General features: G+C 64.6%; 16 protein-coding genes and 1 pseudogene. 6 read left to right on the top strand and 11 right to left on the bottom strand.

Annotated elements, in window-relative coordinates; genetic code table 11:
- Positions 1 to 116 precede the first annotated feature (116 nt).
- Together RBH26_RS12590 and RBH26_RS12585 are read left to right on the top strand one after the other, a co-directional pair.
- Positions 117 to 1,418, top strand: coding sequence for a DNA polymerase IV (locus tag RBH26_RS12590; RefSeq protein ID WP_306758676.1), 1,302 nt, complete (start codon positions 117 to 119; stop codon positions 1,416 to 1,418).
- A 164-nt stretch (positions 1,419 to 1,582) separates the two neighbouring features.
- Positions 1,583 to 2,866 (top strand): DnaJ domain-containing protein, encoded by a 1,284-nt coding sequence (locus tag RBH26_RS12585; protein ID WP_306758675.1) that lies wholly within the window; start codon positions 1,583 to 1,585, stop codon positions 2,864 to 2,866.
- A gap of 102 nt (positions 2,867 to 2,968) precedes the next feature.
- On the opposite strand, the gene RBH26_RS12580 is transcribed toward RBH26_RS12585, so the two are convergent.
- From RBH26_RS12580 to RBH26_RS12570, 3 genes are all read right to left on the bottom strand, one after another.
- Positions 2,969 to 3,601 carry a uracil-DNA glycosylase family protein gene (locus RBH26_RS12580; protein WP_306758674.1) on the bottom strand — a complete coding sequence of 211 codons (633 nt, stop codon included), beginning with the start codon at positions 3,599 to 3,601 and terminating at the stop codon, positions 2,969 to 2,971.
- 184 nt (positions 3,602 to 3,785) lie between these two features.
- Positions 3,786 to 4,505, bottom strand: a complete 720-nt coding sequence (locus tag RBH26_RS12575) for a bacterio-opsin activator domain-containing protein (protein WP_306758673.1) — start codon at positions 4,503 to 4,505, stop codon at positions 3,786 to 3,788.
- 207 nt (positions 4,506 to 4,712) lie between these two features.
- Positions 4,713 to 5,123 (bottom strand): CopG family ribbon-helix-helix protein, encoded by a 411-nt coding sequence (locus RBH26_RS12570; protein WP_306758672.1) that lies wholly within the window; start codon positions 5,121 to 5,123, stop codon positions 4,713 to 4,715.
- Positions 5,124 to 5,234: 111 nt separating this feature from the next.
- Between RBH26_RS12570 and RBH26_RS12565 the strand changes: the two genes are divergently transcribed.
- On the top strand, positions 5,235 to 5,723 hold the full coding sequence (locus RBH26_RS12565) for a metal-dependent hydrolase (protein ID WP_306758671.1): 489 nt from the start codon (positions 5,235 to 5,237) through the stop codon (positions 5,721 to 5,723).
- Between the two features lie 72 nt (positions 5,724 to 5,795).
- Here the strand turns inward: RBH26_RS12565 and RBH26_RS12560 are convergent, their stop codons facing one another.
- On the bottom strand, positions 5,796 to 6,680 hold the full coding sequence (locus RBH26_RS12560) for a COX15/CtaA family protein (RefSeq protein ID WP_306758670.1): 885 nt from the start codon (positions 6,678 to 6,680) through the stop codon (positions 5,796 to 5,798).
- A gap of 179 nt (positions 6,681 to 6,859) precedes the next feature.
- On the opposite strand from RBH26_RS12560, the gene RBH26_RS12555 reads away from it, so the two are divergent.
- Positions 6,860 to 7,963, top strand: a complete 1,104-nt coding sequence (locus RBH26_RS12555; protein WP_306758669.1) for a M24 family metallopeptidase — start codon at positions 6,860 to 6,862, stop codon at positions 7,961 to 7,963.
- Positions 7,964 to 8,132: 169 nt separating this feature from the next.
- Here the strand turns inward: RBH26_RS12555 and RBH26_RS12550 are convergent, their stop codons facing one another.
- On the bottom strand, positions 8,133 to 8,807 hold the full coding sequence (locus tag RBH26_RS12550; protein WP_306758668.1) for a helix-turn-helix domain-containing protein: 675 nt from the start codon (positions 8,805 to 8,807) through the stop codon (positions 8,133 to 8,135).
- 136 nt (positions 8,808 to 8,943) lie between these two features.
- Between RBH26_RS12550 and RBH26_RS12545 the strand changes: the two genes are divergently transcribed.
- Positions 8,944 to 9,087, top strand: coding sequence for a hypothetical protein (locus RBH26_RS12545; protein WP_306758666.1), 144 nt, complete (start codon positions 8,944 to 8,946; stop codon positions 9,085 to 9,087).
- A gap of 109 nt (positions 9,088 to 9,196) precedes the next feature.
- On the opposite strand, the gene RBH26_RS12540 is transcribed toward RBH26_RS12545, so the two are convergent.
- From RBH26_RS12540 to RBH26_RS12515, 6 genes and pseudogenes are all read right to left on the bottom strand, one after another.
- Entirely contained in the window at positions 9,197 to 9,694 is a 498-nt protein-coding gene (locus RBH26_RS12540) for a DUF5799 family protein (RefSeq protein ID WP_306758664.1), read from the bottom strand.
- A gap of 113 nt (positions 9,695 to 9,807) precedes the next feature.
- The gene (locus RBH26_RS12535; protein ID WP_306758729.1) at positions 9,808 to 10,308 is read right to left on the bottom strand and encodes a gamma carbonic anhydrase family protein; all 501 of its coding nucleotides are present in this window, start codon (positions 10,306 to 10,308) and stop codon (positions 9,808 to 9,810) included.
- Positions 10,309 to 10,588: 280 nt separating this feature from the next.
- Positions 10,589 to 10,849 (bottom strand): annotated as a pseudogene (locus RBH26_RS12530) (DUF3006 family protein); the annotation flags it as partial.
- A gap of 19 nt (positions 10,850 to 10,868) precedes the next feature.
- Complete coding sequence (locus RBH26_RS12525; protein ID WP_306758663.1) at positions 10,869 to 11,264, bottom strand: OsmC family protein; 396 nt, start codon at positions 11,262 to 11,264, stop codon at positions 10,869 to 10,871.
- A gap of 160 nt (positions 11,265 to 11,424) precedes the next feature.
- On the bottom strand, positions 11,425 to 11,598 hold the full coding sequence (locus tag RBH26_RS12520) for a hypothetical protein (protein ID WP_306758662.1): 174 nt from the start codon (positions 11,596 to 11,598) through the stop codon (positions 11,425 to 11,427).
- Positions 11,599 to 11,931: 333 nt separating this feature from the next.
- Positions 11,932 to 12,645: a metal-dependent hydrolase gene (locus tag RBH26_RS12515; RefSeq protein ID WP_306758660.1), complete on the bottom strand. Its 714-nt coding sequence runs from the start codon at positions 12,643 to 12,645 to the stop codon at positions 11,932 to 11,934.
- 304 nt (positions 12,646 to 12,949) lie between these two features.
- On the opposite strand from RBH26_RS12515, the gene RBH26_RS12510 reads away from it, so the two are divergent.
- Positions 12,950 to 13,213 carry a hypothetical protein gene (locus RBH26_RS12510; RefSeq protein WP_306758659.1) on the top strand — a complete coding sequence of 88 codons (264 nt, stop codon included), beginning with the start codon at positions 12,950 to 12,952 and terminating at the stop codon, positions 13,211 to 13,213.
- Positions 13,214 to 13,236 lie beyond the last annotated feature (23 nt).

The raw sequence follows: 13,236 nt of genomic DNA, 5'->3' as shown, positions 1-13,236 counted from the left end.
GACGTGACGATAGCAGGCCGTATGGCGACTGGTGTCGATCCACTATCCCCCGTCCGGAGCCGCCGACCGTCACCGGACACAACGTTCACAACGATCCGCTCGAACCCCCCAAACGCATGACCGACGGGCCGCGGTTACCGGGTGTCGTGGCGGACGACGACGCTGAAGAGCGGATCGTCTGTCACGTCGACGCCGACTGCTTCTATGCCTCCTGTGAGCGGCTTCGCGAGCCCGAACTGCGGGGCGAACCCGTCGTCGTCGGGATGGGGTACGAACCCGGGGAGACCGTCGGCGCGGTCGCCACCGCAAGCTACGAGGCCCGCGAATTCGGTGTCGAGAGCGCCCAGGCCATCTCGACTGCCCTCGAGCGCCTTCCCCGACGGGCGGCACTCGAGTCGGACGCGGACGACTACGATCCCGACCTCACGCGCGAGGAGACCGGCTACTACCGACCCGTCGACATGGACTACTACGAGTCGATCGCCGACGACGTGCAGGCGATCCTCCACGACTGTGCCGACGTCGTCCGGGAGGTAAGCATCGACGAAGCCTATCTGGACGTCACCGACCGCACCGCCTGGGAGGTCGCCGACGGGTTCGGTCGCCACATCAAAGACCGTATCCGCCGAGAGGTCGGCGTCACGGTAAGCGTCGGCGTCGCGCCGACGATGAGCGCCGCCAAGATCGCCAGCGACTTCGACAAGCCCGACGGGTTGACCGTCGTCCGCCCTGGCGAACTTCGGGAGTTTCTCTCCCCGCTCGAGGTCGATCTGCTCCACGGCGTCGGCCCCGTGACGGCCCGCGAACTGCGCGAGATGGGACTGGAGACCGCTGGTGACGTCGCCGCGGCCGACCCAGAACCTCTCGTCGAGCGCTTCGGCGAGCGCGGCCGAGAACTGTACGACCGCGCCCGTGGGGACGACGACCGCCGCGTCGAACCCAAGGGCGATCCCAAGAGTTTCTCTCGAGAGTCTGCCTTTGCCGATCCCGTCACCGACCCGGAGCCGAAGTACGAACAGATCGAGACCCTCGCGGCGGCCGTCGCCGACCGCGCACGGCGCGAAGGCGCACTCTATCGGACCGTCGGTGTCAAGGCCGTCACGCCGCCGTACGACGTCAACACCCGTGAGCGATCCCTGCCCGGACCGATCGACGATCCGGAACTCGTCGACCGGATCGCCCGGGACCTCTTTACCGAGTTCGAGTCCGAACCGGTCCGCAAAGTCGGCGTCCGCGTGGCCAACCTCGAGTTCGCGAGTGCCGATCAGACCAGTCTCGATGGCTGGGAACGAGACGGTACCGGCGGGCGAACCGACGGGGGACGGTCGGACGACGCGGACTCGACTGCCGGTGCTTCGGGGCCGACGACTGAGCCGCCCGACGGCCAGTCGTCGCTGACGGACTTCTCGAGCCGATAGTAGATTCGATTATTCGTGACAGTCACGATAGCATGACGCTTGTAATAGCCGAAATAATCAACTTGCTGGAGCGACGAGAGACAGGAAGCTGAGACGAAATAAACACGACGGCTATAATTCCCTGCCGATAACTCACGGCAGACGATACGATTCCTGACTCTCACATGACTGAGGATTTCTACGACCTGCTCGACGTTCCAACCGACGCCTCCCAAGACGAGATCAAAGCCGCCTACCGCGAACAGGTTCGTGTCTATCACCCCGATCACAACGACGACGATCGGGCACGAGCACAGTTTACCGCGGTCAAGAAAGCCTACGATATCCTCGGCGATCCGGTCGAACGGCAGGCCTACGACCGGCTCGGCCACGAGGAGTACGTCGCGAAACGGACCAGCGGCCTCCCGTCGCCCGACGTCTGGCGGTCGGGCGACGACTCGACCGAGGAGACCGACGACGACTCGAGTTCGAGCGAGCGCACCTCGAGCGAGCGCACCTCGAGGACCTCGAGAACGGCCTCGGCGTCTACCACCGGCGCGACATCAACGGGGACGGCCTCGACGGGGACGGGGTCCTCGCGTTCGACGTCGACAGGATCCTCGAGTTCGAGGGCAACCGGAACGACGAGTGGGACGGCCGGAACGAGCAAAACGGCCGGCAACACCTCGAGTACGTCGACTCGAGCGACCGATACCGCCACAGCCACGACGGGGACGGGACGCGACACCGCTTCCGATCACGATCGTGACCGGTCACAGGCCGGCGACAGCGACAGCAACGCCGTCGTCCGCTGGTGGCGCCGACGGAACTTCTCGCTGCCGCTGATCTGGCTGTCCGTACTGCTCTATCTCGGCGGCCTGGGGCACTTCGCGCTCGTAAACGAATCGGGTCTCGAGACGCTGCGAGCCGAACTTGTCGCCGTCGGTACCGACCCGAACGGGGTTCTGGAGACGCTCTCGAGTGGCCGCTACGGTATCGCCTCGACCGTCGAGTATCTGGCCGCGTTCGAACTCGTCGCGCCGCCACTCGAGGCGGAGCTGTGGTACGGGACGTTGGCTGGCGTCGTCGGCCTGACGCTCGTGGCCATACTCGGCGCTCGTGCGTATCGGGACGGCGAGACGTGGGGCCCGGTGTCGATCGACGAGACGATCGTCGTCGCACTGGCCGTGACCGTGACGACCGGGCTCGTCGGCGGGCCGCTGCTGGCTGGTGCGGTGCTTATGCCGCTTCTCTTCGGCGTCGTCGTCCGCCACACACGTCGCGGGCCCGGCTGGAAGCCGTCGTATCTCTACGTCGTGCCCGTACTGGCACCCCTTGCCGGACTCGCCGTGACCGCTGCCGGCGAGGCGACACTCGCCGTGGACCTGCTCGCGTTCGTCGTCTTGCCGTTGATCGGCGCACTCGGATTGCCGCTGCGGGCGACGGTCAGGAAGCGGTTCGGAAAATAGCGACGCCGACTCGTACGGTTTGCCGTCGGTCAGACCGTCAAACAGCACGACTCGACGGTCGGTCGCGAATTCGCGGCCGACTGCTGTCCGGCAGTCTCAGTATCAGCCGATCCGCGTCGCGACGCCTTTCGTCTGCCGGTAATCCCGTCCCAGGATCGCCTCGAGTCGCGAGCGTATCGCGTCTCGGTCGGTATCCACCCACTCGGTCGGCTCCCGGATCGGGACGACCAGAAAGCCGCGACCGCGGACCTCCTTGGCGTGTAGTGTCGCCATATCGAGTTCGAGCCGGCGCCGCTGGGTCGTATACTCACGGAGAACGTGATCGGTCGCTCGCTCGCCGACCGGGAGCAGGATGTGGGCGTTGATCGCCCGGAGTTCGGCATCGAAAAACCGTTCTAAGTCGGCATACGACTCCTCCTCGGGCGTCTCACCGTCCGATGGGAGACACATGTGAATATAGCTGCAGTACAGGTTCTCGAGGTCGGGCCGATCGGCGGGACCGCTGGCGAAATCGATTTCGCGGACGACGTCCTGGATGGCCACGCCCGACGGCGTTTCGGTAAACGGCACACCCGTCGAGGTGCCGCCGTGGACGCCGGGATGGTCGCCGATCAGGTGGAAGTCGGCGTTGGCGTCACCGTAGCCGAAGACGGCCGCTCGCTCGCCGGAACCGGTCCGGTCACACGGCGGTTGCAGTCCGAACGGGTTGCTCGTTCGCTCCGTGACGTTCTTCACGACCGGTGAAAACCCGTCGAAGCGCATAACCACCACGGTTGCCGACGGACGTACCGGTTTCCTCATCGAGGTAGCGGATCGATTTCGGACGGTCGGCCGTCCGTCATATGGTCTCCTGTCTGTCAGTTCCGGCACACCCACAACCGACGGCGGATGCGTCGGGACGTCGGTACAGCAATCCGTCTCAATCGTTGCGAGAACCGTCAAACGGTTCGATACCGAGTCGTTCGTTCGATCGACGCAGTGGCGACTCGCCGTTGGTATCGACCGCGATCGTCGAATCGATGAGCGCAGCGAGCCCACGGCGTAGCCGCTGTGAGACGGCGGAGTCGGAGATATCGAGTCGGTCACCTAGTTCGACGAGAGTGACTCGGCGCGGAACGTCGAAGTAGCCCGCCTCGTAGGCGGCGGCGAGCAGTTCCCGCTGTGGGCCGGTGAGGCCGAACCGGTCGTTGCGTCCCGGATCGACCGTTTCGTGAAGCTGGACGAGCTCGATCGAGATATCGCGCTCGAGACAGCTCGTATAAAACGCCGAGAGATCGTCGGCGGACGGAAACCGCAACCGGAGCGTCCACTGCGTCGTCGAGCCGACGGCGTTCATAACGATCGCGTCGCGCTCGCGGATCGACTCGAGGATGCTGCCGACACGATCGGCCCACGTCACCTTGACGAGGACGTGATCGGCGACCTCGTCGACGATCGAGACGCTCGAAACGGTGTCGTTGGACTCGAGTGACTCGAGGAGGGAATCGGCGGCGGTCGCCGGCGCCCAGAAGTATGGGATGACGGCGTCACCGGTCGGGACCGTCGTCTCGACGGTCAGCGTCACGTCCTGATCGATCTCGAGCGACGAACCGAGTGGGAACGCGGCAGCCGGAACGCTGACTGTCGCGATGACGCTCATCGTTCGCGTCGCCTCTCGAACCGTCGCTCGAGCGCGTCGTGTCGGAACGGTCGTCCGCGATCCGACTGCCGTAGGAAGTATCGTCGAACGTCACAGTACATGAAGGGGGTGTTCGATAAAACATTCACAGGATCTTATAAGAATGGGACGGTTAGATATCGAAGTGGTTTAAGTAGTGGATAGGTGGCTGTAATTCCTCCTGACTGCCTACGAGGTTCGGTCGGACGCGGAGTCCGCACGCAACAGCGTGACCGAGACGCGGCCGACGGCATCGAAGTCTTTCAGTCGATAGACGAGATTCCGGACCCGCTCTGCCGATCCGTGACAGAAGACGGCCTCGAGACACCACTCGCCGTGGTGGACGTGACAGGTCGTATCGATGACCGACTGAAACTCGTGTTGGATCTCGTGGAGGTCTTCGATGATCTCCTCGTGGACGTAATCGAAGACGACCGTCGCCGCGACCGTCCCACGGGCTCGCTCGAGGCGGTGGTGAGACTCGACGTACTCCTGGATCGCTTCCCGAAGCGCCCGCGACCGGGAGTCGAGTCCTTCGGCTTGCCAGGTCCGATCGAACTCCGCCAAGGTCTCTTCGGGAATGTTGAGGCTGGTTCGCATGATCAGCCGTTCGACCGGCGTCGAAAAAGGTGCAGCGGTCGTGTCCGGCGAGCGAAGCGGGCGGGGCAGGCAGCGGTGTATTTATGGGCCGTTGGCGAATTACGTTGGGTGATGTATCAGGTCGGCCACTACGGCGCCGCGTTGCTTACGTACGCGCCCCTCGGTACCGCCGTTGCCCTCACCGGGAACGAAACGACGGCACTGGTCGGCGCACTCGTCTGTGTCGCGCTCTCGACGCTACCCGACTGCGATCACCAACTGCCGTTTCTCGAACACCGTGGGCCGACCCACTCGTTCGTCTTCGCCCTCCTCGTCGGTGGCGGCCTCGCCGCGGTCACGGCCGTGTTCGTCGACGCCACCTCACCGCTGCTCGGCGTCGGCGTCGTCGCGTTCGCGTTCGTCGTCGGAACGCTGTCGATCGTCTCCCATATCCTGGCTGACGCACTGACACCGATGGGAGTGCGTCCGTTCTGGCCACTCTCGAGTCGTCACTACACGCTCGAGGTCACGACGGCCGCGAACCCGCTTGCGAACTACGCGTTGTTCGGGATCGGCACGGCCGCGACGATCGCCGGATTGTCCGTCGTCGTCCTCGCCTGAAACGGACTGCTGTACCGCCGATCGCCTCGAAACGCCGTCACCAACGACAGACGCGACGACGCGAGCGGACCGTCACCGCGAGAGCGGCGACCGGGAGGTGCTCGAGGCGTCTCGAGAGAGAGAGATCCCGACGGCGAACACCGCAAGCAGCGCAGCGGAGGCGACGACGTAGAGGACGTCGAGTGCGGGGTTGAACGTCATCACGGCACGGCGGCCGAGGAAGATCACGACCATCGCCAACAGTACCGAGACGGACAGCAGCCCGGTCAGCCGTCCGGACTCGAACCGACGGCGGCCGACCATGACAGCGACGATGACCGCAGCCAGCAACGCGAGGGTGACGCCGTACTGGGCCATCTGGACCGAGGGACTGTAGGAGGTAATGTCGCCGATCACCAGCGGACTGAGCGCGACGTGAAACGGCACGGAGAGCGCGCCCAGCCCGAGCGCACCGGTGACGTGTGTCGCCGTCAGGCGGGACGACCAGACGAGGACGGTTGCGACGATAAACAGGACGAAGATGAGGACTGCTGTCCAGAAGTGTAACTCGAGGATGTCCATCGTGTACTGCGTGACCGTCTCACGGCCGAGGACGACCTGAATCGGCGTCAGGATCATTCCGGCGACGACGAGTCCCACGACCCGCTTGTCGATGTCGGGAAGCCGCCAGGCCGCCAGGGCGCTGCCGATGATGGCGAAGCCGGCGAACATGGCCACGAAGCGGTGGAACCACTCGTAGAAACTCGGCAGGTTCGCCGGGAGCAGATTGTACGGCCCGGCGTCACACTGGGGCCAGTTCGCCTCGCAGGCCAGTCCCGACCCGGTCGCCTTCGCGGCGACGCCCAGCAGGATCGTCGCCGCGACTAACACGAGCGTCGTCGCGAGTAGATGATGAAAGCCGAACCGTTCGATCAGCGGACGGACGAGCGGACGAGAGGTCTGACTATCGGTCGACACGGGCGTTCGGACGAGGGTTAGGACCTCCCATACTTAGGTTGCCCGAGTCGTTCTTAGCACGCTGGAATCGTTGTTCCGAGCGCTCCAACCCGTCAATTAACGGGCTTTCGTCGGGGACGTCCCGCACTCGAGAGTCGGCAGTCCGTCGCATTCAAGAGTCGGCCACGCCAGCACCCGGCATGGAGAAACGTGACCGACTCGAGGCGTACCTCGAGTCCGACGGACTCGATTCGGTCTGGTTCGCTCGACCGAACGCCTTCGCCTGGCTGACCGGTGGCAGCAACGTCGTCGACCGCGAGACCGACGCCGGCGTCGCCGCCATTGGCTACGACGGAACCGAGTTCCGGCTCGTGACGAACAACATCGAGGCCGAGCGGATCGTCGCCGAAGAACTGCCCGACATCGACCGTGACGACGTCACCCTCGAGGAGTTCCCGTGGCACGCGTCGTCACTCGGTGAGGCCATCGCGGCCTGCGTCGAAGACGACGAACGAGCCGCTGCCGACATCGACGTCCCCGGCCTCGAGCGGGTCGATCCGACGCCGCTGCGCCAGCCGTTGACCGACCAAGACCGGAACCAGTACCGGGAGTTGGGTCAAGAAACGGCTGCCGCCGTGGAGTCGGTCTGCCGGGAACTTCGCAGCGAGGACACCGAACACGAGGTCGCTTCGGCCCTGCGGGTCGCCCTCTCGGCACGGGACATCGAGGCGCCGGTCGTCCTCGTCGGCGGCGCCGAACGGGCTCAGCAGTACCGCCACTACACGCCGACTGACGCCGAACTCGGCGACTACGTGCTCGTCTCCGTGACGACTCAGCGGGCCGGCCTCCACGCGAGTTGTACCCGCGCTGTCGCCTTCGATCCGCCGTCGTGGCTCGAGGATCGACACGCCGGCGCGGCCCGTGTCGAGACGACGGCATTGGCTGCAACGCAGGCGGCAGCGACCGACGGCGGAACGGCTGGAGACGTCTTCACGGCGATTCAGGACGCCTACGAGACGCTCGGCTACGGAGGCGAGTGGGAACGGCACCACCAGGGCGGTGCCGCTGGCTTCGCGGGCCGGGAGTGGATCGCCACGCCGGATCACGAAGCATCGATCACGGCACCGATGGCCTACGCCTGGAACCCAACGGTAGAAGGCGCAAAAAGCGAAGACACGGTCCTCGTTACGGACGACGAGATCGACGTGCTGACCGAGACAGGCCGGTGGCCGACGACGACCGCGCGAGCCGTCGAGTACGATCTGGAACTCGAGCGACCGGCGGTGCTCGGTCTCGAAGATTGATTTCGGACCACTTGCGGACGACACCCTCGAGGCGGGAAGCAACGGGGCGACGCGGACGAGACGGGGTCGACGACTGAGACGGACTGCTGTCCCGATCTCCTGCCGGTCGCCAGGACGGGGTCGGCGATCGGCAGGCAGTGACGACAGGAGACCGTCTGACGGCTCCCGACTACCGATCGGCGTCGGATTCCGACTCTGGCTCCGGGTCGTCTTCGTCGACGAGTTCGACGTCGGCTTCCGCCTCGGAATCGGCTTCGTCGTCGGTCCCGGGTGCAGGCGGTTCGGTGTCGTCGACGGTGATCGTCACCGGCTCGGCCCCCGCCTCGAGGTCGGGTTCGGACTCGTCGTGGCGGTCGACGACGCGATCGAGCGTAAAGATCGTGTTCAGCTCCCGCTGGACCTGATCGACGACGCCGCCGACGAGTTCGCTTGGCTGGATCGCCGTGTACTCGTAGGGGTTGTTCCCGGCGCCGTCACTCGCACGCTTTTCGCGCAGGACCCGCTCCTCGTCGTGGAGCTCTGCGAGTGCCTCCCGGACCGTGCTCGGATAGAGCCCCGTCCCCTTGGCGACTTCCTCGGAGGTGCTGCCGGGATTTGCTAGCAGGTAAACGTAGATCTTCGCTCGCGTCTCCGTATCGAGGATCCACGAGAGCAGATCGACGATCCGCTGGTCGACCTCCTCGATCGCCGCCTTGCGGACGCCGTCGTCGTCTTGCGACGTCGTCTCACCTTCTTCGCCGATCGGCTCGAGATCCGTTCCCTCGAACGGGTCGTCGGTTTCCTCTCGGTTCCGCTCGCTGCCCGCGTCGTCGATTCGGTGCTCGTCGGTGTCGTCGGAAGCCATCTGTCCTCTTATCCGGCTCAAGGACAGCCACGGAAGTAAACCTTTGCGGGGACGAAACGTACGCTCTGGCTCGCGTGACCGACACTCGACCGTCGGGCCCGTGGCGTTTTTGCCCGTCGCAGTCGTATGCGTAGGTATGCCATCCGTTGAACTCGAGGAGGAAACCGTCGAACGACTCGATGCACTGCGCGTCGACGACGAATCCTACGACGAACTCATCAACGAACTCATCAACATCTACGAGACGAGCGAGTACACGCTCTTTCACGCCGGCGACTAGAAGTCGGTACCGGCGCAACCACGACCAGAGGAGACGGTTGCCCGGTAAATCGGTATATCAATTCGTACGATCCGTCCTCCGACAGGGCGAAGAGCCGCTGGACGCTGATCTACTCGGCACCGTCGTCTTCGGCGGCCGCCGCTTGCCGGACCGGTTCCCAGCGTCCTTCCGACTCGAGGTGTGACTGGAGTTCGTCGGCGTACTCCTGTGTGAGCTGCTCGGCCGCCTGGAGCTTCTCGGCGTGGTCGTCGTCGCCGTCGCCTCCACCGAGCCCGAGGGCGCCTTTGATCGAATCGAGGACGCCGCCACCGCTCGAGGAGCTGTCACTGCGTCCCTGGCCTTGTCCCTGTCCTGGGCCACCCATCCCGCCCATGCCGCCGGTCGGCATGTTCTCGAGTTCGGGGATGATCTGCTCGACCTGGTCGGTGTCGGCGACGATCCGTGCACGGTCGGGATCCTCGGGGTGTTCGATCTCGAACTCCGTCGCGGTCATGATCAGACTCCACTGCTGGCTGGAAAACTGTGAGGACTCGACGCGGGAGGTAAACTCCTGATCGACGGCCATTCGAGCGCCGACGATCCGGTCCGTCCACGGTCTCTCGCTCATAGGTGTCGGTTCGCACGGTGGCTGTATCAGCGTTTTCATCAGCCACCGGATCGACGCCGCCGAATCGCGCGACCGAGATCGTCTTCATCTCGGTGATCGACGATTCGGCAGTATCAGTCGAGTCGTTCCGACGTCTCGGCGTACTCTCGAGAGAGTGCCACGTATCGGTCGGCGGTCGACTCGAGATGTGGGTCGTCGATCTCGGTCTTGGGTTCGGCGGGGGCGCCGGCGACGAGCGTCGAGGGCGGAATCTCGGTGTCTTCGGTGACGACGCTGCCAGCCGCGACGACCGACCCCTCACCGACGTGAGCGCCATCTAAGACGACCGCGTTCATCCCGACCAGCCCGCGCTCGGCGACGGTCGCGTCGTGGACGATCGCGCTGTGGCCGACCGTCGAGTAGGGCTCGAGCTCGGCGTCCTCGTGGAGGACGGCGTTGTCCTGGACGTTTGCACCCTCTCCGACGACGATCCGGCCGTTATCGCCACGCAGCGTCGTGTTCGGCCAGACGCTCGCCTTCGCTTCGATGACGACATCTCCGATCACGACCGCTGCTTCGTCGACGTACGCCGACTCGGCAACCTGGGGTTCGATCCCGTCGAACGAACGTAACATGCCTGTCTGTGACTCGAGCAGTGCCATGAAGGTGGCCATCGACTGCCACCGTTGCTCGTGACCGAGCCCCATAGACGGACGATCGCGTTCGTCCTTTCGAGAGAGATACCAACATAGTTTGGCATCACAGCTATTTCACCGAGGGAGAAACCGACGTACTGCAGCGGCATCCATCCCACCGATGGCGTTCCGCCGCTGTGTCATCCCACGCATCCCGAACCACCACAGGGCCACCCCCTGACCTTCGTTCCACTCTCTTTCCGATCGACGCTCCGAGCAGTTACTCGTCCGAGAGCCGTTCCGAGAGGCGATCGAACCGCTCCTGTGCCCGCTCGCGTCGCTCCCGTTCGGTCTCGGGTCGATAGGTCACCTCGCCGAGCGTCTCGTCCTCGAGTTCGACGTCGAAGACGGCCCCCTCGTGGCGGCCCGCTTCCGGCAGCGATTCGACCTCGAGGACGCGCTCGTCGACGACCGAGCCGTCGGCCTCGAGCAGGAGGACGGCCGACTCGCCGTCGACGAGCCGACCGAGAACGGCGGTGTACTGGTCGGGCTACCGCGGCCTAGAAGGCGTCGCCCTCGAGGGACATGTCCGCGTGAAGCTCCGGCTTCAGGGCGTCGTGGACCTTACAGAGTTCGTTCGCGCGGTCGATGATCTCCTCGGCCGTGTCGTCGTCGACGTCGGCCTCGACGTGGATGTCGAAGGAGATCGACTCGAGTTTGTCGTCGTCGTTGAGTTCGCCCGTCGACTCGATCTCGATCGTGCCGAGATCGTCGGCCCCGCGTTGCTGTCCGCCGACGCGCAGCGCCGGCACGTAACAGGACGCATACGTCGCGAGCAGCGTCTCGAGCGTGTCCGGCGCCGCGTCGCCTTCCGCGTCGATAGTCGTCTCGAAGTCGCGAACCTCGTTCGTGGCGCTGAACCCCTCCTCGGAGACGGTGGTAACGTTTTTCGTCATCGCACTCGAGTCGTCCACAGCCGTCGCTGTAAACGTTACTGGTGTCTCGGTTCCGGTCGGATTCGGGTCCGTCCCCGATCGACCGCCGATCGACCGTACTGTCGGATAACGCTGTCAGCACCCGCTCGATCGCGTCGCAGTGTCCGTCGTTCCGGCAGTATCAGTAGACGCCGGCTTTCTGCAACAGCCCGGCGATCAGGCTTCCCAGACCGAAGACGGCGACGGCGGCGGCGAAATCCCAGATGATCGCGTACGAATCGTAGAAGTTCATCGCCCAGAGTCCGGCGAGAAGCCCGAACGCCCCGGCACCGATCAGCGAGACGGATCGTTCCATACGACCCGATTTCGGCCCCACGACAAAGAATCTCTCTTTCCAGGCCGACGAGCGTTCACAGTCGTCGGAGTCGTCGCGCTCGTCGCTCGAGAGCGGTTGGAAGAAAGATCGGAACGTCCGATTATACTACCGGACAAAAGTCAGTAAACACCCGATCGCACTCGAGACGCTGTCGCGGAACGCGACAGGCGTCGAGGCGCGATCGGTGTGTGCATCGTTTTGTCCGGAAGTATTAGTGACGGACCGACGCTAGTACCGTTCCACCCGTCGACTGCTGGGTGAAATCGATGGTCGTCGGCTGATTTCACCCAGCAGTGCAGGCGTGGACCGCCACTAGAGTTCGGAGGACTCGTCGCCCTCGAGTGTGACGACCTCGGCGTCGCTGCCCGTGTCGGCGACTGCCCTCTCGAAGTCCGCAGGGTCCTGCTCGATCGGTGGGAAGGTATCGTAGTGCTGGGGCAGGGCGACATCGACGTCGAGCCAGTCGACGGCGATGGCGGCCTGCTGGGGACCCATCGTGAAGTGATCGCCGATAGGAACGACGGCCGCGTCGGGGTTGAGATACTCGCCGATGACGTCACGCATCTCGGACATCAGCGACGTGTCGCCGGCGTTGTACAGCGTCGTCGACGACTCGTCGGTCGGCTCGCCGTCCGAGATGACGAAGCCGGCGGGCATACCGCCGCTCGCGTCGTTCTCGGTCATGATGCCGTTCGTGTGGTCGGCACGAACCATCGTGACGAGCGCATCGCCACACTCGACGGTACCACCCAGATTCATCCCCATCCCGCCGACGGCGTCCTCGTATCCGAACTCGGCCTCACAGTAGGAGACGAGTTCGGGCGTCGCAACCAGCGTCGCCCCGGAGAACTCGCCGGCGTGGGCGATGTGGTCGGCGTGGCCGTGAGTCAGCAACACGTAGTCCGGTTCGTCGACGTCCGACGGCTCGAGGTCCGTTTTCGGGTTGTCGAAGAACGGATCGATCAACAGCTCCGTCTCCCCTACGGTGACGTGCCACGTCGAGTGGCCGTGCCAGGTGACTTGCATTGCACGCGAACACTTGGTGTGAACACAACTTAAAAGTAGTCGAGCGCTCGTACGGAAGCGATGGTCATACCGTCGAACGACGGCCATACTGTCGGACAGCAGTCAGTGAGCAGTCGGTCGCGACGTCGCGGCCGTTATCCTCGAGTCGGCCACAGTCGCGCGACCGCTCGCCGAATCGTGCTGTCCGACAGTATCAGTAACCGCCCGGTCTGTTCCATGGCCCGAGCCGAAGGTGCACTGAAGACGACGTCCCGTCCTCGTGGCGATGCCGTGGCGTTTTCTATGCTGGGTTCGTACGGAGCGTATGCTCGCACTGACGCTCGAGGATTTCATGGTAGAGGTAAACGACGGATCGATCAAGAACGTCGGCCCGACGAACAAGTCCGCGGAGGTCAAGATGTTCGACGTCGAGACCGCCGAGGCACGGGAGTTCGGCGACAAGCGCGTCAAACTCGTCTTCGAGGACGAGGACGGCAGCGAGATCCAGGTTTCGCTGTTCCCGGACGACGTCCGGAAGCTCGTCGACGACATCGAGACCATGGAGGAGGAATCGCCCGTCTTCGAGTGAGACGGACGGAGCCGAGTCCGGCC

Source organism: Natronolimnohabitans sp. A-GB9 (assembly GCF_030848565.1).
GTDB lineage: Archaea > Halobacteriota > Halobacteria > Halobacteriales > Natrialbaceae > Natronolimnohabitans.
This window is presented reverse-complemented; position numbering and strand designations above follow the sequence as displayed.